This is a genomic window from Paraburkholderia sp. RL17-347-BIC-D (assembly GCF_046027915.1).
GTDB lineage: Bacteria > Pseudomonadota > Gammaproteobacteria > Burkholderiales > Burkholderiaceae > Paraburkholderia.
The window spans coordinates 389,215-411,596 of sequence record NZ_JARESS010000001.1 but is presented as its reverse complement, the minus strand read 5'-3'; the positions used below and the strand labels follow the sequence as shown (position 1 = coordinate 411,596).

Annotated in this window: 20 protein-coding genes; 11 read left to right on the top strand and 9 right to left on the bottom strand. The window is 65.0% G+C overall.

The window, feature by feature from the left end:
- Nucleotides 1–330: 330 nt before the first annotated feature.
- The gene (locus P0D96_RS01955; RefSeq protein WP_408176617.1) at nt 331–711 is read left to right on the top strand and encodes a response regulator transcription factor; all 381 of its coding nucleotides are present in this window, start codon (nt 331–333) and stop codon (nt 709–711) included.
- A gap of 157 nt (nt 712–868) precedes the next feature.
- Here the strand turns inward: P0D96_RS01955 and P0D96_RS01950 are convergent, their stop codons facing one another.
- Both P0D96_RS01950 and P0D96_RS01945 read right to left on the bottom strand, forming a co-directional pair.
- Nucleotides 869–2,260, bottom strand: coding sequence for a sensor histidine kinase (locus tag P0D96_RS01950; protein ID WP_408311158.1), 1,392 nt, complete (start codon nt 2,258–2,260; stop codon nt 869–871).
- Nucleotides 2,261–2,752: 492 nt separating this feature from the next.
- Nucleotides 2,753–3,412: an NADPH-dependent F420 reductase gene (locus P0D96_RS01945; protein WP_408311155.1), complete on the bottom strand. Its 660-nt coding sequence runs from the start codon at nt 3,410–3,412 to the stop codon at nt 2,753–2,755.
- 133 nt (nt 3,413–3,545) lie between these two features.
- Between P0D96_RS01945 and P0D96_RS01940 the strand changes: the two genes are divergently transcribed.
- The 4 genes from P0D96_RS01940 (at nt 3,546) to P0D96_RS01925 (ending at nt 10,015) form a co-directional block, all read left to right on the top strand.
- The gene (locus P0D96_RS01940; RefSeq protein WP_408176615.1) at nt 3,546–4,442 is read left to right on the top strand and encodes a LysR family transcriptional regulator; all 897 of its coding nucleotides are present in this window, start codon (nt 3,546–3,548) and stop codon (nt 4,440–4,442) included.
- A gap of 307 nt (nt 4,443–4,749) precedes the next feature.
- On the top strand, nt 4,750–5,319 hold the full coding sequence (locus P0D96_RS01935; protein ID WP_408311151.1) for a DUF2760 domain-containing protein: 570 nt from the start codon (nt 4,750–4,752) through the stop codon (nt 5,317–5,319).
- The gene (locus tag P0D96_RS01930; protein WP_408311148.1) at nt 5,316–7,175 is read left to right on the top strand and encodes an Hsp70 family protein; all 1,860 of its coding nucleotides are present in this window, start codon (nt 5,316–5,318) and stop codon (nt 7,173–7,175) included. The genes P0D96_RS01935 and P0D96_RS01930 overlap by 4 nt, the downstream gene beginning before the upstream one ends.
- Entirely contained in the window at nt 7,172–10,015 is a 2,844-nt protein-coding gene (locus P0D96_RS01925) for an Hsp70 family protein (protein WP_408311145.1), read from the top strand. Before P0D96_RS01930 ends, P0D96_RS01925 begins: the two co-directional genes overlap by 4 nt.
- Here P0D96_RS01925 and P0D96_RS01920 read toward each other — a convergent pair.
- Nucleotides 10,012–10,392, bottom strand: coding sequence for a hypothetical protein (locus tag P0D96_RS01920; protein WP_408311142.1), 381 nt, complete (start codon nt 10,390–10,392; stop codon nt 10,012–10,014). The genes P0D96_RS01925 and P0D96_RS01920 overlap by 4 nt on opposite strands.
- Before the next feature lie 214 nt (nt 10,393–10,606).
- On the bottom strand, nt 10,607–11,389 hold the full coding sequence (locus tag P0D96_RS01915; protein ID WP_408311139.1) for a glucose 1-dehydrogenase: 783 nt from the start codon (nt 11,387–11,389) through the stop codon (nt 10,607–10,609).
- Nucleotides 11,390–11,517: 128 nt separating this feature from the next.
- Between P0D96_RS01915 and P0D96_RS01910 the strand changes: the two genes are divergently transcribed.
- Nucleotides 11,518–12,426 (top strand): LysR family transcriptional regulator, encoded by a 909-nt coding sequence (locus P0D96_RS01910; RefSeq protein WP_132374372.1) that lies wholly within the window; start codon nt 11,518–11,520, stop codon nt 12,424–12,426.
- A 13-nt stretch (nt 12,427–12,439) separates the two neighbouring features.
- Here the strand turns inward: P0D96_RS01910 and P0D96_RS01905 are convergent, their stop codons facing one another.
- Nucleotides 12,440–13,471: a sensor domain-containing diguanylate cyclase gene (locus P0D96_RS01905; protein WP_408311136.1), complete on the bottom strand. Its 1,032-nt coding sequence runs from the start codon at nt 13,469–13,471 to the stop codon at nt 12,440–12,442.
- Nucleotides 13,472–13,726: 255 nt separating this feature from the next.
- On the opposite strand from P0D96_RS01905, the gene P0D96_RS01900 reads away from it, so the two are divergent.
- Both P0D96_RS01900 and P0D96_RS01895 read left to right on the top strand, forming a co-directional pair.
- Nucleotides 13,727–14,950 (top strand): amidohydrolase family protein, encoded by a 1,224-nt coding sequence (locus P0D96_RS01900; protein ID WP_408311133.1) that lies wholly within the window; start codon nt 13,727–13,729, stop codon nt 14,948–14,950.
- Between the two features lie 64 nt (nt 14,951–15,014).
- Nucleotides 15,015–15,911, top strand: coding sequence for a LysR family transcriptional regulator (locus P0D96_RS01895; protein WP_408176604.1), 897 nt, complete (start codon nt 15,015–15,017; stop codon nt 15,909–15,911).
- 36 nt (nt 15,912–15,947) lie between these two features.
- Here P0D96_RS01895 and phnX read toward each other — a convergent pair whose 3' ends face one another.
- The gene (phnX, locus tag P0D96_RS01890; RefSeq protein WP_408176603.1) at nt 15,948–16,751 is read right to left on the bottom strand and encodes a phosphonoacetaldehyde hydrolase; all 804 of its coding nucleotides are present in this window, start codon (nt 16,749–16,751) and stop codon (nt 15,948–15,950) included.
- A gap of 12 nt (nt 16,752–16,763) precedes the next feature.
- Nucleotides 16,764–17,996 (bottom strand): 2-aminoethylphosphonate--pyruvate transaminase, encoded by a 1,233-nt coding sequence (locus P0D96_RS01885; RefSeq protein ID WP_408311129.1) that lies wholly within the window; start codon nt 17,994–17,996, stop codon nt 16,764–16,766.
- Between the two features lie 119 nt (nt 17,997–18,115).
- On the opposite strand from P0D96_RS01885, the gene P0D96_RS01880 reads away from it, so the two are divergent.
- Nucleotides 18,116–19,000 (top strand): LysR substrate-binding domain-containing protein, encoded by an 885-nt coding sequence (locus P0D96_RS01880; protein ID WP_408311126.1) that lies wholly within the window; start codon nt 18,116–18,118, stop codon nt 18,998–19,000.
- Nucleotides 19,001–19,061: 61 nt separating this feature from the next.
- Here the strand turns inward: P0D96_RS01880 and P0D96_RS01875 are convergent, their stop codons facing one another.
- Together P0D96_RS01875 and cynR are read right to left on the bottom strand one after the other, a co-directional pair.
- Entirely contained in the window at nt 19,062–19,808 is a 747-nt protein-coding gene (locus P0D96_RS01875; RefSeq protein ID WP_408311123.1) for an SDR family NAD(P)-dependent oxidoreductase, read from the bottom strand.
- A gap of 308 nt (nt 19,809–20,116) precedes the next feature.
- Entirely contained in the window at nt 20,117–21,031 is a 915-nt protein-coding gene (gene cynR, locus P0D96_RS01870) for a transcriptional regulator CynR (protein WP_408176599.1), read from the bottom strand.
- A 123-nt stretch (nt 21,032–21,154) separates the two neighbouring features.
- On the opposite strand from cynR, the gene P0D96_RS01865 reads away from it, so the two are divergent.
- Both P0D96_RS01865 and cynS read left to right on the top strand, forming a co-directional pair.
- The gene (locus P0D96_RS01865; protein ID WP_408311120.1) at nt 21,155–21,814 is read left to right on the top strand and encodes a carbonic anhydrase; all 660 of its coding nucleotides are present in this window, start codon (nt 21,155–21,157) and stop codon (nt 21,812–21,814) included.
- 27 nt (nt 21,815–21,841) lie between these two features.
- Entirely contained in the window at nt 21,842–22,312 is a 471-nt protein-coding gene (gene cynS, locus P0D96_RS01860; protein ID WP_408311117.1) for a cyanase, read from the top strand.
- Nucleotides 22,313–22,382: the final 70 nt, after the last annotated feature.

Sequence of the window (22,382 nt, the reverse complement as noted above, 5' to 3'; positions counted from 1 at the left end):
GGCGTGTAGCGATGACACGAGAAGCGTGCTTAAGCGGCGAGAGTCCGCTATCCGATGGTACGTGACGCTTGAATGCCCACCACCAGACATGATTCTGGCGAAGACCCCGACGGACTGCGCGCTGCCCGCCTCAGAGCGCCAGGCCATCGGCTCAGCAACGGCGCAGAAACCGCACTTGTCCGGTGACTCCGAAGGCGGTTGCCGCTGTGCCAGTCCATACGTTCGTATCATGGGAATCCGGCCGTCTTGGCACTACGCTTCCTAGTGAAGCGTTCATCCTGGACGCTGGCGCTCTTCGCTATTGAGAACGCCTCACACCAGGCGGTCCCTATGGGTCCTCTCCAGCTTGTTTCGATTGTCGACGACGACGAGTCGGCCCGCCTCGCCACCGAAAGCCTGGTGCACTCGTTGGGGTGGCCGACGCGTACCTTCGATTCGGCCGAGGCATACCTGCAGTCGATGCCGCCGGCGGGCACCGCCGGGACGGGGTGCCTGATTTCCGATGTGCGCATGCCCGGCATGTCGGGCATTGAGATGTTCGAGCACCTGCTCGCGCTCGGCGCTGCGCCGCCGACGCTCCTCATGACAGCCTTTCCCTCCGATGCGCTGCGCGCGCGGGTGGCCGCGACCGGCGCCTTGGCCCTGCTCGAAAAGCCGCCCGACGCCGCCACGCTCGAGCGCCATCTGACGCGTGTGCTCGGCACACCATGATCGAAAACCGTCGCCGTCGCCGTCGTCGCTTGCGTCTCGGGTGAGCGTGACGTGAGGCGTTCGCGAGACTCGTGACAGCGCCTGGTGACGACGTGGCTCTACGCCGCGTGCCCCCGCGTGAGATGGCCGGGTTCACCCTGCGATCAGACCGCGCTCGCTACGAGCGCAGCACCTCAGTGCTCGCCTGCGCGCTCTTCCTGGTCGGCAGCGTGAAGCGGAAGACAGCGCCGTGCGGCTCGTTCGGCGCGGCTTCGAGCCTGCCGCCGTGCGTCTCGACGATGGACCGGCTGATTGCGAGGCCCATGCCCATGCCCTCGGCCTTCGTCGTATAGAACGACTGGAACAGGCCGTTGAGGTGGCCGGGGTCGATACCGGTGCCCGTGTCGCGTACCTCGACCATGGCGGTGTCCGGGTCGGCCCTGGCTGTGCTGATCGTCAGCTCGCGCGGCCTGCCGTGCACGCCGGTCATCGCTTCGATGGCGTTGACGATCAGGTTCATCAGCACCTGTTGCAGCTGCACACGGTCACCCTTGACGAGGCGGACGTCATCCGAAAGATCGTTGCGCAAGCCGACGCCGTTGCGCAGCAATTCGGGGCGCGTCAGCGCCACGACTTCGCCGACAGCTTCGTTGAGATCCCAGTGCTCGATGCGTGGCGGTACCTTCTTGACGAGCGCGCGTACGCGGCTCACCACCTCGCGGGCCCGGTTGGCGTCCTTCTCGATGCGCGTGAGCGCCTGCCGGACTTCCTCGAGCACCGGCGGCCGGGCATCGAGCCAGCGCAGGCCCGCGTTCGCACTCGTGACGACGGCGGCAATCGGCTGATTGACCTCATGGGCGATCGACGCGGTCATTTCGCCGACCACCAGGACGCGGTTCAGTCGCGCGAGATCGGACTGTGCCTGCTGCAGCGCCTCCTCCATCCGCTTGCGTTCGCTGATGTCGATGTTGGTCTCCAGGATCAGCGCGGGTTGTGCGGCATTGTCGCGCTGGAGCGACCAGCGGCTCGTTACGACGACGGACGTGCCGTCCGCCTTGCGGTTGATGAGCTCGCCCTCCCAGCGGCCTTCGCGCAGCAGCCTGGTCATGATCTGCTCGAGCGGCGTGACGAACGTCGTTTGCAGGAGCGTGGGCGCGACAGCGCCGAGCGCCTCGGCGCCCTTGAATCCATACAACTCCTCGGCGCCGCGATTCCAGTAGAGGATCTTGCCGTCCATGTCGCGCGAGAAGATGGGGTCGTGCGTCAGGTCGAGGAGATTCGCCTGATTGCGCAGCGTCGATACCGTTTGCTGCGCGTGCAAGGCCAGGGCCGTCACGACGCCGATCGTCACGATGCTGATGAACTCGTTGATGAGGGTCTCCACGCTCGGGCGGGCGGGCGGCGCGAGCGCCCAGCTCAAGACCGTGAGCGCCACGCAGCCGAGTCCGACAAGCACGACGTTTCGCGGCTTGCAAAAGCGCGCGGCGATTAGCACGACGACCACATAGAGCGTCGCGACGGCGATGTCGAGCAGCGTGGCCGTATCGGCGATGAAGATGACCGCCGCCAACGCGGCGGTCGCGACAGCGAGTGTGACGGTGGTCTTGCGCGGCGAGCGCCTTTCGTCTGTCATCCCGGCTCCAGCTCGATGCGTTTGATCGGCACACTGGTGTGCAGCGTGGGCGACTCACGCTTGCGCATCTCCCCCGGCATCTCCCGGCTGGGAAAAAACCAGGCAAGCGAGTTAAGTATAGGAATGTTGACTATCTCCTTACAAGCGGAGCGTTGCCGTGCCTGGCACTGGCGCGCTGGCGCTCTGCTCTCGCGCGTATTTCGATCCGATCTTTCTGCGCCGCATCGCTATCCGCGCTTGAAGATGGCTCGGGTCGCGGGGCGAGGTCCGGCGTGACGCGCTCTTGCGGTGTGCGCGACATCAGCGGCCAACAACGCTGGGGCGCAAGGCCAGCGACGACGCGCACGAGGACAGCTACGCGGTCCATGGTATGCGCGCCGCAATTCGCATCGATGCTTCAGTTTCCGAAGCAATCGGCGACAACGGCAATCAATGCCGCCACGACCCATGTGGCAACTCCACGTCCCGCTGTGCCGCGGCTAATCCCTCCAGCATGCCGGCGCGGTCGAACGGAATGCAATACACCGGCTTGGCGCGCTCGAAGCGCCAACTGTCTGCCAGCGCGCCGGCATCGACGGGATCGAAACCGAACTGATCCAGCAACCCGCTCACGACGCGTTTGGCGTGCTCGTCGTCACCGGCAAATGGCAGCGCGCGGCGCTTCGGCGTATGAGGCGCTGAGCCATCGGTTTCGAGATCCCTCGCCAGAATCGCGTTGAAGGCTTTCACCACGCGAGCGCCAGGCAAGGCGGCGGCAAGCATCTGGCTGGTGGTCGTGGCGTGACTGTCGAGCGCCTCGATCCGGCCGTCGCGCTCGGGATAGTGATTGCACGTGTCGATCACGATCTTGCCCTCCAGCGCCGCTGCCGGCAGCGCGCCGATGTTGCCGAACGGCACGGCGACCACCACCACCTCGCCGAACGACGCCGCCTGTTGCGCCGTACCGAGCGCGCACCCTATCGCCGCAGCCGTGCTGATCAGCGTCCGCGGGTCGCGGGAATTGCTGATCATGACTTCGTGACCGTTCTGCTTCGCCAAAGTCGCCATCGCGCGGCCGATAAAGCCCGCGCCGAGAATGCCTATCTTCATGTTTCACACTCCATGCATGTCTGAGGATCGCTCCGTCGAGCACCCGCCCGACGGTGAGAACCACTATGATTCAAAACTTCAACGGAATAAATGTCCGCGATTCGATGACTGTCGAAAGCAGGAGTGGGGAATCATGGATCGGCTGACCAGCATGGCGATCTTCGTCAAAACGGCGGACAGCGGCTCGTTCGCCGCGGCGGCGCTCGCGTTCGGCATCTCGTCGCAAATGGCCGGCAAGCATGTCAGCACGCTCGAAGAGCGCGTCGGCGCCCGTCTGCTGAACCGCACCACGCGCCGCCAGAGCCTCACCGAGATCGGCCAGATCTTCTACGAGCGCTGCAAGGCGCTGCTGGCCGACGCCGCGGCGGCCGAGTCGGTCGCCCAGGAACTGTCGGCGTCGCCACGCGGACGCTTGCGTATTACCGCGCCTGTCACGTTCGGCGCCTGCTGTCTCGCGCCGATGATCACGCGCTATCTGAAAGCGCATCCTCAGGTGCGAGTCGAGTTGACGCTGACCGACCGCTTCGTCGATCTGATCGACGAGGGTTACGAGGCTGCGATCCGCCTCGGCGCGCTGTCGGATTCGTCGCTGATCGCGCGGCCGTTGATGCCTTACCGCCTGGTCGCCTGTGCGTCGCCCGGCTATCTGGCGGAACGCGGCGAACCGCGCACGCCGCAAGAACTGACGGCGCACGAGTGTCTGAGCTTCCTCTATACGAGCATGCCGGCCGACACCGAATGGCGTTTCGCCGACGCTCAGGGCGAGCACGTGGTGCCGATTGCCGGCCGCTTCGAGGCCAATGACGTGAAGGCGCTGCTGGCCGCCGCGCTCAACGGCGGCGGCGTGATGCTCGCACCCGAAGTGGCGGTCAGGGATGAACTCGCGGCCGGCCGCCTCGTGCGCTTGCTGTCCGGCTATGAGGCCACCGCGCGGCCGATGCATCTGGTATTCCCCGCCAGCCGCGTCACGCCGAAACTGCGCGCGTTCATCGACCAGGTCGTGGCCGAATTCGGCCCGCACAACGCGTGAACAACGCGCAAAAGAGCCGCACGCAAATGCTTGCCACATGCCCGTGACAACCGGCCAATCTCGCCGCATTGCCCGCTAGAATGGCCGGCTTTGCCCGCTTCGGGCGCGCCACAAGGCAAAATACGGGTTTCGCGCGCGCAAACCGCGCCGCGCATCCGGCCAAATCAGATGCCGGCGGCACGCACGCGGCCGGCCTTCGCAAACACGCACGACGACGGCCCGCCCAAGCCCGGCGCGGCTTGGCGGCCAATCGCGTGCGGCGCAGCCAGGACAGCTCGTCCTTTAACAGAGCACCTCAGGAGCATTTATGACCGATTCGAACCCATCCTTCCTCGGCAGGATTTCCCTGGCCGTGGGCACGTTTTTCCGCATTCTCGGCGACGGCGAATTCGCCGCCGGCGTTTTGCGTTTGCGTGACGGCGGCGTGACCGCCAGCGCCGCGCCCGCCCCGGCTCCCGCTCCGGCACCCGCACCGCAGCCGCCCGTGCTGAAGGAAGCGAGCCCCGACGCCGCGTTGCAACTGCTCGGCCTGCTGCAACGTGACGCGCGCTTCATCGATTTCGTAGAGGAAGACATCAAGAGCTACAGCGACGCCGACATCGGCGCGGCGGCGCGCCTCGTGCACGACGGTTGCCGCGCGACGCTGCGCGAGCACTTCACGATCCGCCCCGTGCGCGACGAAGCCGAAGGCAGCCGCGTCACGCTGGCCGAAGGTTTCGACGCCGCTTCGATCCGCCTGACCGGCAATGTCGTCGGTAAGGCGCCGTTCAACGGCAGCATCAGCCATCGCGGCTGGCGCGTCGACGAAGTGCGTCTGCCGAAACTCACGGACAGCCACAACGCGAAAGTGATCGCACCGGCTGAGGTGGAGCTATGAGCGACGCACGCCAATCACGCTACGCCATCGGCATCGACCTGGGCACCACGCACTGCGCGCTGTCCTACGTGGACACCACCGCCAGCGACGGCGAAAAGACCGCGCAAGGCGTGCTGCCGATCGCGCAACTCACCGGCCCCGGCGCGATCGACAACCTCGATCTGCTGCCCTCGTTCCTCTATCTGCCGCATCCGGACGAACTCGCCTCGGGCGACCTCTATTTGCCGTGGACCGGGCAGCGCGAATTCGCGGTCGGTGAATTCGCCCGCAGCCGCGGCGCGGCCACGCCGATCCGGCTGGTGTCGAGCGCGAAGAGCTGGCTGTGCCATCCAGGCGTCGACCGGCGCGCGGCGATTTTGCCGAACGACGCGCCGCCTGAAGTCGCGCGCGTCTCGCCGCTCGAAAGCTCGGTGCGTTATCTGACGCATTTGCGCGAAGCCTGGGACCACGCGCATCCCGATGCGCCGTTCAGCGAGCAGGACATCACGGTGACGATCCCCGCATCGTTCGATCCGGCCGCGCGCGAGCTGACCGCCGAAGCCGCCGAGGCCGCCGGCTTCGGCCGCATGACGCTGCTGGAAGAACCGCAAGCTGCGCTGTATAGCTGGATCCAGAAGAGCGGCGGCGACTGGCGCAAGCAGGTCAAGGTCGGCGACATCATCCTCGTGGTCGATGTGGGCGGCGGCACGACCGACCTCTCGCTGATCGCCGTGATCGAGCGCGAAGGCAATCTCGAACTGCATCGCGTGGCGGTCGGCGAACACATTCTGCTCGGCGGCGACAACATGGACCTCGCGCTCGCGCACGTGGTCGCGCGCAAGCTGGCGGCACAAGGCACCCAGGCCGACGCGTGGCAACTGCGCGCGCTCACCTATGCATGCCGCTCCGCCAAGGAAACGCTGCTCAGCGATCCAGCCACCGACACCGTGCCGCTCGTCGTGCCGAGCCGCGGCTCGAAACTGATCGGCGGCTCGATCCGCACCGAGCTCACGCGCGCCGAACTGACCCAGACGATCCTCGAAGGCTTCTTCCCGCAGGTGGACAGCGCCGCGCGTCCGGTGAGCCGCGCGCGTGCCGGTCTGACGCAGCTCGGCCTGCCGTATGCGCAGGACGCGGGCATTACACGGCATCTGGCGGCGTTCCTCGGTCGTCAAGTCGGCGCGCTGGCTGAACTCGCAGGCGTGAGCGGCATCGCGGCTGCGGAGAATGCGAGCTTCCTGCATCCGACGGCGGTGCTGTTCAACGGCGGCGTGTTCAAGTCGCCGCTGCTGGTCGAACGCGTCATGAGCACGCTCAACAACTGGCTCGCCGCGGAAGGCGCGGCGCCGGCACGGCTGCTCGAAGGCGCCGATCTCGATCTCGCCGTGGCGCGCGGCGCGGCCTATTACGGCTACGTGCGACGCGGCCGCGGCGTGCGGATTCGCGGCGGCACGGCACGCGCGTACTACATCGCGATCGAATCGGCGATGCCCGCCGTGCCCGGTCTCGAGCCGCCCATCCAGGCGCTGTGCGTCGCGCCGTTCGGGATGGAGGAAGGCACCGATGCCGAACTGCCCGCGCAGGAATTCGGGCTGGTGGTCGGCGAGCCGGTGCACTTCCGTTTCTTCGGGTCGTCGGTGCGTCGTCAGGATCAGGTCGGCACGCTGCTCGATTTCTGGGGCCCGGAGGAATTGCAGGAACTCGAAGAGATTCAGGCGACGCTGCCCGCCGCCGGCCGCACTGCCGGTGAAGTCGTGCCGGTGAAGCTGCATGCGCGCGTCACCGAGGCGGGCACGCTCGAACTCGAAGCCGTGCCGCGTGGCACCGACGAGCGCTGGAAAGTCGAGTTCGACGTGCGCGGCAACGCGAATGCATGATTGAGATGAAGCGGTACAGCGTCGGTATCGATCTCGGCACCAGCAACACGGTGCTCGCCTATGCGGAGGCGGGATCGCAGTCGATCAGCGTCTTCGAGATCGAGCAGGTGGTGAGTCCCGGCGAAGTGGCCGCGCGGCCGCTTCTGCCCTCGGTGCGCTATCACGCGGCGCTAGGCGAACTGAACGACGGCGATCTGCAATTGCCGTGGTCCAGTGCGAATCAGACCAACGCGCAAGCGGACGCGCAGCCGGTCGTGATCGGCCGGCTCGCGCGTGTGCTGGGCGCTCAGGTGCCTGGCCGGCTGGTATCGAGCGCGAAGAGCTGGCTCTCGCATGCGTCGGTGGATCGCACCGCGCCGATCCTGCCGTGGGGCGCCGCCGACGACGTCCGCAAAGTCTCGCCGGTCGAAGCCAGCGCGAGCTATCTGGCGCACGTGGGCGCGGCCTGGAACCAGCGTTTTCCGGACGCGCCGCTCGAACGCCAGGACGTGGTGCTCACGGTGCCGGCGTCTTTCGACGAAGGCGCGCGAGCGCTCACCGTGGAAGCCGCCCGCATGGCCGGCCTGCACAACCTGAAGCTGCTGGAAGAACCGCAAGCGGCGTTCTACGACTGGCTGTTTCATCATCGCGAGCGGCTGGCAAGCGAACTCGCGGACACGCGGCTCGTCCTGATCTGCGACGTCGGCGGCGGCACCACCGACCTCACGCTGATCGAAGTCAGCCTGCGCGACGGCGAGCCGCAGCTCACGCGAATTGGCGTGGGCAATCATCTGATGCTTGGCGGCGACAACATGGATCTGGCGCTCGCCCATCTGGTGGAAGCGCGGCTGCCGGGCGCGAACCCGGCGGGCGAACGCACGCGCCTGTCGGCGGCAAGCCTGTCGCAACTGGTCGAGCGTTGCCGCAATGCCAAGGAACAGTTGCTCGGCCCGCAGGCGCCCGACTCCACCTCGATCACGCTGCTCGGCGCCGGCTCGAAGCTGATCGGCGGCGCACGCACGGCGCAGGTCACGCGCGAGGAAGTCGAGCGGATCATCGTCGACGGCTTCTTTCCGGCGGTGGCGTCGCATGAACGGCCGGGCAGACCGCGTGGCGCGATCGTCGAGTTCGGCCTGCCCTATGCGACCGATGCCGCGGTCACGCGTCATATCGCGGCGTTTCTAAGCCGCTTCGCCGCGCAGTCGCGTAAAGCGCTGGGCGCCGGGTCATCGGGTTCACCAGACGAAGACGCGTTGCCGGTGCCCGACACACTGCTCTTGAACGGCGGCGTGTTTCGAGCCGAAGCGCTCACGCAGCGTCTGGCCAGCACCTTAGGCACGTGGCGCGGCGACGCGCTCAACGTGCTGCATAACGACAATCCCGATGTCGCCGTGGCACGCGGCGCGGTCGCCTATTCCCTCGCGCGCGCGGGCAACGCGCCGAAAATCGGCGGCGGCGCGCCGCGCAGTTACTTCCTCGTGCTCGACGAGACCGGCGACGGCAAGCAAGATGCCGAGCCCGTGCAACGCGGCATCTGTCTGCTGCCGCGCGGCACGGAAGAAGGCCACGAGATCCTGATCGCGGATCGCACCTTCGCGCTGCGGCTCGGGCATCCGGTGCGGTTTCACCTCGTGTCGTCGAGCGCGGATACGGTGTATCAACCAGGCGAGTTGATCGATCTCGCCGGCGGCGACTTTGTCCGCTTGCCGCCGATCGCGACCATCGTGCAGCCGCGCGGCGCGAGCAGCGCGCGCGAGACCGCGGTGCAGATCGCGACCTCACTGACCGAAGTGGGCACGCTCGAAGTCCACTGCATCGAACTCGACAACCCCGCGCAGCGCTGGCTGCTCGAATTCCAGTTGCGCCGTGAAGGCGCGCAAGTGAACCTGGCGGGCGACGCCGCACCGGCCCGTCATCCGGCGCTCGACCAGGCGATCGAACACATCGACCGTTGCTTCGGCTCGCGCGCGCAGAAGGTCGATCCAAAAGAAGTCAAGCGCCTGCGCTCGCAACTCGAACAACTGCTAGGCTCGCGCGAAAGCTGGAACAGCGCGTTGCTGCGCGAACTGTTCGGCGCGCTGTGGGAACGCGCGCGACGTCGGCGCCGCTCGGCGGATCACGAGCGCCTCTGGCTGAATCTGGCCGGCTATTGCGTGCGGCCGGGCTTCGGTTATCCACTCGACGAATGGCGCGTCGAACAACTCTGGTCGCTCTTCGACGACGGCATCCAGTACGTCAACGAGAGCCAGGTCTGGTCGGAATGGTGGACGCTCTGGCGCCGCGCCGCCGGCGGACTCGACGAGAGCGCGCAATTGCGCGTGCTCGACGCGATGGCGTATCTGCAAGGCGCCGCGCAATCGCGTCACAAGCTGCCGTTCGACGTGGCGAAAACCGGCTTCACCGACATGGTTCGGCTAAGCGCATCGCTCGAACGGATTCCCGTCGAGCGCAAGATCGAGCTCGGCGAATCGGTGCTGATGCGTCTGAAGAAACCCGCTGAAAATCATCAGAGCTGGTGGGCGGTCGGCCGTATCGGCGCACGGCGGCCGTTTTACGGCAGCGCGCATAGCGTCGTGCCGCCTGAGATTGCCGGAGCATGGCTTAACGCAATCCTCGCGCTCGACTGGAAGAAGGTCGATCCTGCCGCGTTTGCCGCCGTTCAGATCGCTCGCATGACCGGCGACCGCTCGCGCGACTTGCCCGAAGACTTGCGTCTTGCGGTAGTGCGCCGGCTCGAAGCGGCCAACGCGCCGCGCGCGTGGATCACCATGGTGAGCGAGAGCGTCGAGCTCGATAACGCCGACGAAGGCCGCGTGTTCGGCGAGTCGCTGCCGGCGGGACTGAAGCTGATCGCGAATTAAGGCTCGCGCGACTTGGGCAGATCGAAACTCAGTACGGCTTCCGCCGCGAGCGTGTCTTGGCGATTTTTGAGGCTCTCCGCAAGCAGGTCGCGGAATATGAGCAGTCTGTCAGCGCCGTGCTGCGCGCGAAATTCGTTCAAGACTTCGGCGATGGCGGCCTGTTGCGTCGCCGGCGTCAACGTGCTGGCAATGTACGAACTGCCGCGCGCCAACTCCATCATGTAAGTGGTTCTGCAGAGTGCCTTCTCTGTCTCTCGAGCGGATTTTCGTCCGTTACGCATCGTTTTTTTTCTCGGTTGTCTTTTTCGTTGCGCGTACAACCAGCAGCTCTCATCTGCCGGCGAGGCCAAGCGTTCTTGTGCTTCGGCCTGACGCAACCATCTCCTTCTATCTGAGCAGTTGAACCTTAAGAGAACCTTATGCGTGACGGATAAACGCTACGCGGACGCATTGATTGGATACACGCCACCGATTCGCTTGATGCGTATCGGTATGTTTTTCTGAATGCGCGTGGCGCGTTGCCTCTTCACATGCAAAAAAGGCCGGAAAAACCGGCCTTTCGTATGACGACTCGACGATTGCCTGGTAGTACTACACCTGAGCCATACCACCGTCGACAGCCATTTCGATCCCCGTGATGAAGCTCGCGTCGTCGGAAGCGAGGAACGAGACGGCCTTGGCGATCTCGTCCGGTTCGCCGACGCGCCCAAGCGGCGTGGTCTCGCTGGCCTGCCGGCTGAAGGCGTCGATTTGCTCGTCGCTCATACCGAGTTCGGATTTGTAGGCCGGCGTGACCACTACGCCCGGCGCCACCACATTGACGCGAATCCCGCGGCCCTTCAGATCGGTCGCCCATGTGCGGGCGAATGAACGCAGCGCGGCCTTGGTCGCGGCATACACGCTGAAGGCCGGCATACCCTTGCTTCCGGCGATCGAACCCGTGATGACGATCGCGCTGCCTGGCCGCATCAACGGCAAGGCATTCTGCACCGTGAACAGCGTGCCTTTGACGTTGATGCCGAAGTACTTGTCGAACTGCGCCTCGGTAATCGCGCCGAGCGGTGAAAACTCGCCGCCGCCCGCATTCGCGAACAGAATGTCGAGCCGGTCGTGAGCGGCCTGCAGCGTGCTGAACATCCGCTCGAGGTCGGCGGTTGACGAGATGTCCGCGCGAATCGCGACCGCGCCGTGGCCGATGCGCTCCACCGCATCGTCGAGTTCCGCCTGACGCCGGCCGGTGATGTAGACGGTCGCGCCTTCCTGAGCGAAACGCGTAGCGGCGGCGAGGCCGATGCCGCTGCTGCCGCCGGTCACCAGCACGATCTTGCCGGCGTGTTTGCGGGGATTGACGTTTTCGAGTGTGGATTGATTCATGAACTGCTCCTGTGTATGAGGTCGGTTGACCATGACGCCCAGCTTATTTCATGCACACAGGGAGATAAATATGTATCCTGTGGTTTCTTTATTCACAACTGTGGATAATCAACTCGAAGGGAGCCCACATGGATCACTTGCAGGCCATCCGCATCTTTGCGCGGGTGGTGGAAACCGGTGGCTTCGGCCGTGCGGCGCAGTCGCTGCAGATGCCCAACGCGACGGTCAGCAAGTGGGTCAAGTCGCTCGAAGATCACCTGGGCGTGAAGCTGCTTGAACGCAGCACGCGCAGCGTCAATGTCACGACGGACGGCACGGCGTATTACGAACGCACGCGGCACCTGCTGAGCGAACTCGACGATATCGAGGCGACCTTGGGTCGCGACCGCGCAAGTCCGCGCGGCGTGCTGCGGGTCGATACCGGCGGCTCGACCGCGAGCGGCATTCTGATTCCCGCGCTCCCGGAATTTTGCGCGCGCTACCCGGACCTTCAGGTGCGCTTGAGCGTGACGGACCGTACCGCCGACCTGATCGCGGAGAACATCGACTGCGCGATTCGCAGCACGGCGGATGACCCCGCGTTGGTGACACACGCCATCGGCTCGCTACGCTGGACGACTTGCGCGAGTCCGGCGTATCTGGCCGAACATGGCGCGCCCTTGCACCCGCGTCAGATCGTCGACGACCGGCATGCGGTGGTCGGTTATTTTTCGGCGAGCAGCGGATTCGTGCAGCCCTTGCATTTCCTCAAGGACGGCGAGCCTCTCGTGCTCGACAACGTCCGCAATACAGTCATGGTGAGCGAGAGCAATGCGCATCTGGCCACCGCGCTCGCGGGACTCGGCATTGTTCATACGTTGGATTTCATGGTGCGGCCGGCCGTGGAGCGCGGCGATCTCGTGCCGATCCTGACGGACTGGCGGCCCGAGCCGCTGCAGGTTTATCTCGCCTATCCGCCGAGCCGCCGTTACAGCACCAAACTTCGCGTGTTCGCCGACTGGGTGAGCCAGCTCGGCGCGCTGCACGAGACTCCCTGAACGCAGAGGCGGTCTACGCCATCGTCACCTGGTTTCGACCGCCATGTTTCGATCGATACAGCGCCCGGTCCGCGCTCGCGAAACCCTCGCGATGCGCCGGCCGTGACGTTTCGCTAATGCGCGTCAACGACGCGCCCACGCTTACCGTCACCCTGCCGAGCGGCGACGCGCGATGCTCGATCGCTAGATCCACCACGCCCTGGCGCAGCGTGTCGAGCGTGTCTTCGAGCGCTGCGTGCTCCGCTTGCAACACCAGCAGGCCGAACTCCTCGCCGCCCATGCGCCCGACGATGATGCGTTCGCCATCGGCCGCCGCCTGCATCACCGAGGCTACTTTGCGCAGGCATTGATCGCCCGCCTGGTGGCCATAGGTGTCGTTGTACTGCTTGAACCAGTCCACGTCGACCACGACCGAGCCCATCACGTCGCCGTCCTGCGCCTCTTTCCAGCGGCGCGTGATGCTCTCCAGCAGGAAGCGGCGGTTGTACAGCTGTGTCAGCGGATCGATCGCGGTGGCCGTGCGCATTTTTAGATCGTTCTCGATCATCGCGCGCAGGTGGTAGAACACGCCGCGCTGCCCCGCGTCGAGGCGGCCGGGCGACGGGTCCATCGCGCACAACGCGCCGACGATCTCGCCATTGGGCGCGCGCAACGCAATCGCCGCATAAAAGCGCACGAAGGGATGCCGCTGCACCAGCATGCATTCGCCGAAACGCGCGTCGTCGTGCGCATCTTCGATGACGAACAGCTCCTCGTCGCGCACGGCATAGTCGGCGAGCGAGCGGGCACGCGTGACGAGCGGCATCGCCATGCCGACCTCGGCGCGGTAATGCTGGTACTCCTCGTCGAGCAGCGTGATCGCGGTGATCGCCGCGCCGGTCACGCTCTTGAGAATTTCGGCTGCGTGGGTGAAGCATTCGCGCATCACCTGATCGTCGTGCAACAGCCATTCGATGACCGACGATTCCACCTCGGGTTCGCCGGCGGCGGACGAATCGAACTGCATGCGGCTGGACAGACGGTCGTTACTGAAGGCGAGTTGCACGGCTGGGTTCCAGAATGTAATTAGCTCGTGTCAACGGCACCAGCACGCGAAACTTGAGCGGCCGTGGAGCTTGTCCGCGCGCAAGCCAGAGCCGGCCGTGCGGATCGGCGTGTGGCGCCAGGAAGTACAATTCACCCGCCGGTCACGCGCCGCCCGCGTTTGCTCAAAAAACAGGCGGCACGTCCTTTTCAACAGACAATTGCATACGCCTTCGCCGCGCTTTGTTCAAGCACGCGACGCCGCCGACCTGTTCTCATGACGACAACCGCCCAACACCGCCCGACGAGCGCCTTGCTCATCACCGACGTCCGCCTTCGCGACGGCTCCCAAGTCGACGTTTCGATCGCCGACGGCCGCATCGCCGCAATTGGCGCGGGTCTGCCGCGCGAGCCCGGCGTGACGCTCGAGGACGGCGCGGGCGCGTTGCTGCTGCCGGGTTTCGTCGAAGGCCATACGCATCTGGACAAAACCAACTGGGGCATGCGCTGGTATCGCAACGAGGTCGGGCCGAAGCTGACCGACCGCATCGAAAACGAACGACGCTGGCGCGCCGGGAGCGGCCATGACGCGGGCGCGCAGTCGCTCGCGCTCGCGCGTGCGTTTCTGCAGGCGGGCACGACGCGCCTGCGCACGCACGTCGATATCGACACCGACGCGGGCCTGCGCCATCTGGAAGGTGTGCTTGCCACGCGCGACACGCTGCGCGACGTGCTCGACATGCAGATCGTCGCGTTTCCGCAATCGGGGCTGCTCGGCCGCGCGGGTACGGATGCATTGCTCGACTGCGCGTTGAGCGCGGGCGCCGATGTGCTCGGCGCGCTCGATCCGGCGTTGATCGACGGCGATCCGGTGGCTTCGCTGGATGTGACGTTCGGGCTCGCGGAGCGCCATCACAAGCCGATCGACATTCACCTGCACGAGCCCGGCGAAATCGGCGCATTCACGCTCGGTCTTCTGCTCGACCGCGTCGCCGCGCTCGGCATGCAAGGCCAGGTGGTGGTCAGTCACGCGTTCTGTCTCGGCGCGCTGCCCGAGCGCGAACGCGACGCGTTGCTCGAGCGCCTCGCCGATCTGCGCGTTGCGCTGCTGACCACCGCGCCCTCCTCGACGCCGGTGCCGCCGCTCAAAACCTGCCTTGAAAAAGGCGTCACGCTATTCGGCGGCAACGACGGCATTCGCGATACGTGGACGCCTTACGGCTCGCCGGACATGCTGGAGCGCGCGATGCTGATCGCGATGCGCTACGGCCTGCGCCGCGACGACGATCTCGCGCTCGCCTTCGACTGCGTGAGCAGCACGGCCGCGCGCGCCTGCGGGTTCACGGACTACGGCCTGCACGCCGGCGCGCGCGCCGACCTCGTGCTGGTCAACGCCGACACGCTCGCACATGCGCTCGTCGCGCGGCCGCCGCGCAAGCTCGTGGTGGCCAACGGCCAGATCGTCGCACGCCACGGCGCGGCGCCCGAATCCCTGAATTGAACACGACGGCGGCGCGGCTGCGCGCACGCGCCACGTCACCCGCTACAACGTATTTCGCATTCACATGATCAATCTCTTTCAGGCCATGCAGGCGTTCGTCAAGGTCGCCGACGCGGGCAGCTTCGCGCAGGCCGCGGAGCAACTCAGCGTCTCGACCTCGGTGGTGACGCGCCACGTGTCGAGCCTTGAAAAGCATCTCGGCATTCGCCTGTTCCAGCGCACCACGCGCAAGGTGGTGCTGACCGAAGCGGGCGCAGAGTATGCCGACGGCTGCCGCCTCCTGATGGCCGAACTCGAAGAAGTCGAATCGCGCGCGACCACCGCCTCGAAAGAAGTCGCAGGCGATCTGCGCATCGTGGCGCTGGGCAGCTTTTCGCTATTTCGCCTCACGCCGCTGTTCGCGGAGTATCAGGCCAAGTTTCCGCATGTGAATCTGCGGGTCACGCTCACGGAAAAACGTGTCGACCTGCTCGAAGGGGGTTTCGACGTCGGCATCGTGACCGAGCACATGATTCGCTCGGAGTCGCTGGTGGTGCGCCGCCTGATCAATTCGCACGCGGTGCCGGTGGCGTCGGCTGCTTACCTCGCCCAGGCGGGTCATCCGAAAACGCCAGCCGACCTCGCGCGGCATCGGGTGATCACCGCGCCGCTCGATACGAGCCCACAGACCTGGGTGTTTAGCAAGGGTGACGGTGGCGAAGAGAGCATCGCGCTCGATGCGTCGTTCACGGTCAACAGCATGATCATGCAGAAACAGGCGACGCTCGGCGCGATGGGCATCGCGCTGCTGCCGCTGGAGATGGTCAACGATGAATTGCGCGTGGGCACGCTGGTGCGGATTCTCGACGACCACGCCGTGCTCAACGGCGACGTGGCGGTCTCGCTCGTGTACCCGAGCCGGGAGTTCGTGCCGCGCAAGATCCGGGAGTTTATCGATCTGGCGGTGGGGTTTTTCGAGTAATTCCTTTGAGAGAGGCGTCTGAGGCCTCTCTCCTGATCAAGGCCGCTCGCCGCGCGCGAGGCGCGCCTCGATGTCGTACACCACCGGCATCAGATCCGCGACGCTGTCGATCACATAATGCGCGCCCGCCGCCTGCAGCTTCTCGATCGCCGCCTTGCGACGCCATGCGAACTCATCCGGCGCCAACGCCTTGACGTCGTCCTCGGCCATGCCGAAAGCATTGCCGCTCACCGCGACTCCGACCGCCCACGTGCCGCCGTTGATGCCCTCTTCGATGCCGACCTCGGTGTCGTCGACCTTAATCGCATCCTTCGCGCGCCAGACGCCCAATTCCGGCAACGTCTTGTAGATCATGTACGGCGACGGCCGCCCTTCCGGCGTATCGCCGGTGCACACGATGCTGTCCGGCGAGAAACCCTGCGCCGCCGCGCCCGGCAAGATCTCGGCCATGATTTCGCGCGTGTAGCCGGTGGTCGTGCCAATCCTGATGTCGTCGCCGCGCAGCGCGCTTGCCACCTCGGCCACTCCCGGAATCACCGAGCTGTAGCTCGCCGCCACCGCGATGTTCTTCGGCACGAATACGTCGTACACGGCGTCGATATCCGCTTCGCCCGGCGCGTGCCCGAATTTGTCGGCCCAGGCTTGCGCGACGCGCGGCAACGCCATCAGTGCCGCGATATGCGGGCGCTTGGCCATGCCCATCGGGCCGCGTGCTTCATCGATCGTGATCGACACGCCGAATTGCTCGAATGTCTCGACGAAGGCACCCATCGGCGCCAGCGAACCGTAATCGACCACCGTGCCGGCCCAATCGAAAATCACTGCTTTTACGTGTTTCATTGACTTCGTTCCTCAGGCCGCATCGGCCAATGTCTTGCGTTCTTCGATCGCAGCCGCCGGCGGGGCGGCGTGCTCGACGCCCATCGTCCGCAGCGAGTTGCCGCACGCTTCGACGACGCGGCGCATCACGTGCTCATCCACCTGGCCGATGCAGCCGATACGGAAGCTGTCCACCACCGTCAACTTGCCCGGATAGATGATGAAGCCCTGCTCCTTCATCAATTCATAGAAGCGCTCGAACTTGAACGATGGGTGCGCCGGCGCGAAAAACGTCACGATGATCGGCGAGCGCCAGCGTGCGTTCAGCAGCGGCTCGAAGCCGAGTTCGTGCATGCCGGCCACCAGCACGTCGCGATTGTTCGCGTAGCGCGCGAGACGTCCGGGCTGGCCGCCTTCGAGTTTGTGCAGACGCAGCGCCTCGATAAACGCGGCCACGGTGTGCGTGGGCGGCGTGAAACGCCACTGGCCGGTGCGGTTCATCACGTCCCACTGGTCGTAGACGTCGAGCGAGAGCGAGTGACTGCGGCCCTGCGCCTCCAGCAACGCGCTCTTGCGGGCGATCACGAAACCAAAACCAGGCACGCCCTCGATGCATTTATTCGCCGACGACACGAAGGCCTCGCAGGCAATCTCGCGCACGTCGAGCGGCACCGCGCCAAAGGCGCTCATCGAATCGATCAGCAGCTTGCGGCCCTTCATCGCGGTGGCGGCGGCGATTTCCTCGATCGGATTGAGAATCCCCGAACTGGTCTCGCAATGCACGGCGACCACGTGCGTGATGCGCGGATCGGCGTCCAGCATGCGCTCCACTTCCGCGCCGCGCGGCGGCAGGTAATCGCCCTTGTCGAGCACCGTGCAGGCGCGGCCGAGATAGCCGAGCGTGGTCGCAATGCGCTTGCCGTACGCGCCGTTGGCCAGCACGAGCGCGTGGCCGTCGCGCGGAATCAGACTGCCGAGCATCGCTTCGACGCAATAGCTGCCACTGCCTTGCAGCGGCACGCAGTCGTATTCGCCGGCGGTGTCGCCGGCGATCTCCAGCAGGCTGCTGCGCAGCAGCGCGGTCATCGCGCGGAAATCGCCGTCCCACGAGCCCCAGTCGCGCAGCATCGCTTCCTTGGTCGAGAACGCCGTGGTGAGCGGCCCCGGCGTCAACAGGTACGGCTCGCCTTTGGCCGGTGCCGCACACGTCACGGTGGAAGAACTTGCGGCGTTCACGGCTGGGGAGCGGTCGATCACGCTGTCCATGGTCGGAATCTCCGATATCGCTGTTTCGGTGACTCACACAGTACAGAAACGCGCAGCATCGGTAAAATCGATATAATCGATGCAGGTATCGCAATAACTTATAGCTCGGCGAGGCACACGTGCAATACGCGCAATTGCGGGCGTTTCATGCGGTCGCGGAACATGGCGGGTTTTCCAAAGCGGCGCAGGCGCTCTCGCTCACGCAGCCGGCCGTTTCGGATCATGTGCGGCGGCTGGAGCAGGATTACGGCGTCAAACTGTTCGAACGCGGGCCGCGCGGCGTCGAGACCACCGAACTCGGTCTGCGCCTCTTCAGCGTGACACGGCAGATGCTCAGTTGCGAGCGCGACGCGCGGCAACTGCTCGAATCGGCGGGCGGCCTCGAATCCGGCTCGCTGTCGCTGGCCGCGGACGCGCCCGATCTGGCGGTCGCGTTGATCAGCGCATTTCGCAAGCTGCATCCGGGCATCGTCGTGACGCTGTCCATCGCCAACGCCGCGGACTGCATGCAGCGCGTGCTCTCGAGCGCCGTCGACGCGGCCATTACCGCCGCGCCGCAAGTGCACAGCCGCCTGGAGGCGCGTGTATTGCGGCGCGATCCCCTGGTCGCGATGGTGCCCGCGAGCTATCCGGTGGCGAAGAAGCGCAAGCTGAGCTACACCGAACTGGTGCAGCAGCCGATGATTTTCCGCGAGTCGCAATCCGTTACGCAGCAGTTGCTGGAGATCGAACTGGTGCGCGAATCGCTGCAGGTGGAACCGGTGATGTACGTGGACGGCCGCGAGGCGCTCGAAGAAGCGGTCGCGCAAGGCATGGGCGTGGGCGTGATCGCGCGCGCGGAATTCAACGAATCGCGGCGGATCAGAATGATTCCGCTACAGGACTGTCAGGTGCGGATGATCGAATCGCTGACGCGGCTCGCCGAGCGGCCGGGATCGAATCTGCTGGACGCGTTGTTCGCGGTGGAGTTGACGAAGCCGGCGCCTGCTACGCCAGTTGGATAAAACTAAAAACCGCCCGGCAGGCGACGCCTGCGGGCGGCTTTCTTTCTTCACGCCAAACCGCTTAACGCGATCCACCGCTCGCGATCAGGCTTTCACCCGTCAGCCAGCGCGCGTCGTCGGAGGCGAGGAAGGCGACGACATCGGCGATATCGTCAGGCTGGCCGATACGGCCGAGCGGCGTCGTGCTGACGGCCCACGTTTCAAAGTCGGAACCGATAATGCCGCCGCTATGCGTGCCTTCGGTTGCAACCATGCCCGGATTCACCGAATTGACGCGGATCTTGCGCGGGCCGAGCTCACGTGCAAGCACCCCCGTAATACCGTCGACGGCACCCTTGGTGGCGGTATAGACCGCGCTGCCCGGCGGCGTGATGCGGCTCACCACCGAACTGATATTGACGATGCTGCCGCCTTCGCCGAGATGCTTGACCGCTGCCTGCGTGGTCAGTAGCAGACCCAGCACGTTCACGTTGAAGTGCTTGTGGAAATGCTCTTCGGTGATCTCTTCGATCGGCGAGAATTCATACACGCCCGAGTTGTTGACGAGAATGTCGAGACGGCCATACGTTTCCACAGCCGTGTCGATGATGCCTTGCGCGTCCGCCGCTTTCGACACGTCGCCTGCAACGGCCACGGCCTTGCCACCGGCGGCGGCAATCGCTTCGACCACGCCGTCCGCGCCCGCCTTGCTCGACGAATAGTTCACCACCACTGAAGCGCCTTGCGCCGCCAATGCCTTGGCGATCGCCGCGCCGATACCTTTCGATGCACCGGTTACGACAGCAACTTTACCTGTGAGTTTGCTCATGATCGATTCCTTTAAATGGGATTGGCGCCGACGCTGTCGCGAAGATTCGCGGGCTGCGGTGGAAATGCACTGGCGCTGACACTGGTGACAGTGTAGGCATGTCGGCCGTAGGGATAAAGCGGCTGAAGGCGAATAGATACGTCGGTTGAGCCGAACAATCGGAAGACAGGTGACGCGGATAGCTCGAAGGCTCGATGCGAGTGGCGGCGTCACCCGCCAGCGCGAACGGGGGATCGCGAGTAAGCGCGCGCATAAGACCGAACGGTGCTCTCCCCTTGTCAGTGTAGGCGGTTCAAACCGTCAGCGTTTCACAAAACAGCCTTTGCGCGCCGCCCACCTGTTTCAGCCGCACGCTCTTCGAGCGCGAGCTCAATGAAGGCCCGCGTTGCCGCGTTCCGATACGCGCCCTTGCGCAATAGCAGCGCAGCCGTACGCTGCGGCAGAGCCGGCTCCAGCTGCACGAGAAACAGATCGCTATGCTCGCGCGCGATCGCGGCCGGCAGCAGCGTGGCGAGTGCACTGCGGCGCACGATCTGAACGACCGCGCCAATCGAGTTCACCTCCATCGCGATGCGCGGCGAAATGCCGTGCTGTCTGCAATATCGATCGATGTACTGACGCGTTGCGAACTCTTCGTTAAGCAGAACGAGCGCTTCGTTTTCAAATTGGCTTAGCTTCAACGCGGAACGACGCTTCGCATACGGGTGCGCGTTGCCGACCACCATCGCCAGTGCTTCGACGAATAGCGTCTGCGTCTCGATGTCGGGTGTGTGCGTCTCGTCGAATGCGATGCCGATGTCGAGCGCATCTTCGTTCAGCAACGCCTCCATCCTGTCCTGCGGCATTTCGAGGATGTTCAGCGTGATGTTCGGATAGCGGCGGTTGTACTTCTCCAGAAGCGGGCCGATCAGGTAGGCGGTGAATGTCGGCGTCATCGCGAGACGCAGCGAACCGCGGCTCAACTCCTGTACGTCGTGAATCGCCCGCTTGCCCGCCTCCAGGTCCTGCAGCGCGCGCTGCGCGTAGTGCACATAGGCCGTGCCGGCATCGGTCAGCTGGATCGTGCGGCCGGACCGGTCGAGCAATTGCACCCGCAACGTGTCTTCCAGTTGCCGGATCTGTTGCGACAGCGTCGGCTGCGACACGTGCAGCGCCTCGGCCGCGCGCGTGAAATTGCGGTGCTCGGCGACTGCAAGAAAATATCGGATGTGCCTGAGCAGCATGATGTCCTCTCGAACTATTGGTCTTCCCTATCGAGAGAATAATAAACCAGTCTTGGACGCTATAGTTTGATCGGCGCATTGTTCATCCATCGATTCCCAACCCACACCCCGATGGAGCGAACCATGCAAGACATCATCGACGGCTTCCTGAAGTTTCAGCGCAACGCCTTTCCGCAGCGCTCCGAGTTGTTCAGGAAGCTGGCCACGAGCCAGCACCCGAGTACCTTGTTCATTTCGTGCTCGGACAGCCGGCTGGTGCCGGAACTCGTTACGCAGCGCGAGCCCGGTGATCTGTTCGTGATCCGCAACGCGGGCAATATCGTGCCGTCGTACGGCCCGGAGCCGGGCGGCGTGACCGCCACGGTCGAGTACGCGGTCGCCGCGCTCGGCGTCACCGATGTGGTGATCTGCGGTCATTCCGACTGCGGCGCGATGACGGCCATCGCGACCTGCAAATGCATGGACCATATGCCTGCCGTGCGCAACTGGCTGCATTACGCGGATTCCGCGAAAATCGTCAACGAGGCGCGCGAGCACAAAAGCGAACGCGACCGGGTCGACTCGATGGTCCGTGAAAACGTGATCGCGCAACTCGCGAACATCAAGACCCATCCTTCCGTGCGGCTCGCCCTCGAACAGGGACATCTGGCGCTGCACGGCTGGGTGTACGACATCGAAACCGGCTCGATCGATACGCTCGACGGTTCGACGAACCGCTTCGTTTCTCTCGCGGAACATCCGCATGCATGTGCCACCCCGGCTCGACTCAACGTCGCGGCCTGACTTTACTTACCCTCGAGGAAATTCATCATGACGCAATCCCAATACAGCCAGGCCCCGCGTGAAGCCCTGACCGACGCGATCATCGACGCAAAGGTTCGCAAGAATCTGACGTTCGAGCAGATCAACGAAGGCACGGGTCTGAGTCTTGCATTCGTCACCGCCGCGTTGCTCGGCCAGCATCCGCTGCCGGCCAACGCCGCCCAGGTCGTGGCCGACAAACTCGAACTCGGCGAAGACGCGGTGCGTCTGCTGCAAACCATCCCGCTACGCGGCAGCATTCCGGGCGGCGTGCCGACCGATCCGACCATCTACCGCTTCTACGAGATGGTGCAGATCTACGGTTCGACGCTGAAGGCGCTGGTTCACGAGCAGTTCGGCGACGGCATCATCAGCGCCATCAACTTCAAGCTCGACATCAAGAAAGTCGACGATCCGGAAGGCGGTCACCGTGCCGTCATCACGCTGGACGGCAAGTATCTGCCGACCAAACCGTTCTGAGGCGGGCGTGGAGCCGTTCTGGTGAGAACGGCTCCATGAATGGCACTGCCACCGCTTACGACGCAGTGAA

Excerpts from the sequence above, each read along its gene's own strand:
- P0D96_RS01955 (WP_408176617.1), top strand. The coding sequence starts at position 331 with ATGGGTCCTCTCCAGCTTGTTTCGATTGTCGACGACGACGAGTCGGCC.
- P0D96_RS01945 (WP_408311155.1), bottom strand. The coding sequence starts at position 3,412 with ATGAAGATAGGCATTCTCGGCGCGGGCTTTATCGGCCGCGCGATGGCG.
- P0D96_RS01940 (WP_408176615.1), top strand. The coding sequence starts at position 3,546 with ATGGATCGGCTGACCAGCATGGCGATCTTCGTCAAAACGGCGGACAGC.
- P0D96_RS01935 (WP_408311151.1), top strand. The coding sequence starts at position 4,750 with ATGACCGATTCGAACCCATCCTTCCTCGGCAGGATTTCCCTGGCCGTG.
- P0D96_RS01930 (WP_408311148.1), top strand. The coding sequence starts at position 5,316 with ATGAGCGACGCACGCCAATCACGCTACGCCATCGGCATCGACCTGGGC.
- P0D96_RS01925 (WP_408311145.1), top strand. The coding sequence starts at position 7,172 with ATGATTGAGATGAAGCGGTACAGCGTCGGTATCGATCTCGGCACCAGC.
- P0D96_RS01915 (WP_408311139.1), bottom strand. The coding sequence starts at position 11,389 with ATGAATCAATCCACACTCGAAAACGTCAATCCCCGCAAACACGCCGGC.
- P0D96_RS01910 (WP_132374372.1), top strand. The coding sequence starts at position 11,518 with ATGGATCACTTGCAGGCCATCCGCATCTTTGCGCGGGTGGTGGAAACC.
- P0D96_RS01900 (WP_408311133.1), top strand. The coding sequence starts at position 13,727 with ATGACGACAACCGCCCAACACCGCCCGACGAGCGCCTTGCTCATCACC.
- P0D96_RS01895 (WP_408176604.1), top strand. The coding sequence starts at position 15,015 with ATGATCAATCTCTTTCAGGCCATGCAGGCGTTCGTCAAGGTCGCCGAC.
- phnX (WP_408176603.1), bottom strand. The coding sequence starts at position 16,751 with ATGAAACACGTAAAAGCAGTGATTTTCGATTGGGCCGGCACGGTGGTC.
- P0D96_RS01885 (WP_408311129.1), bottom strand. The coding sequence starts at position 17,996 with ATGGACAGCGTGATCGACCGCTCCCCAGCCGTGAACGCCGCAAGTTCT.
- P0D96_RS01875 (WP_408311123.1), bottom strand. The coding sequence starts at position 19,808 with ATGAGCAAACTCACAGGTAAAGTTGCTGTCGTAACCGGTGCATCGAAA.
- cynR (WP_408176599.1), bottom strand. The coding sequence starts at position 21,031 with ATGCTGCTCAGGCACATCCGATATTTTCTTGCAGTCGCCGAGCACCGC.
- P0D96_RS01865 (WP_408311120.1), top strand. The coding sequence starts at position 21,155 with ATGCAAGACATCATCGACGGCTTCCTGAAGTTTCAGCGCAACGCCTTT.
- cynS (WP_408311117.1), top strand. The coding sequence starts at position 21,842 with ATGACGCAATCCCAATACAGCCAGGCCCCGCGTGAAGCCCTGACCGAC.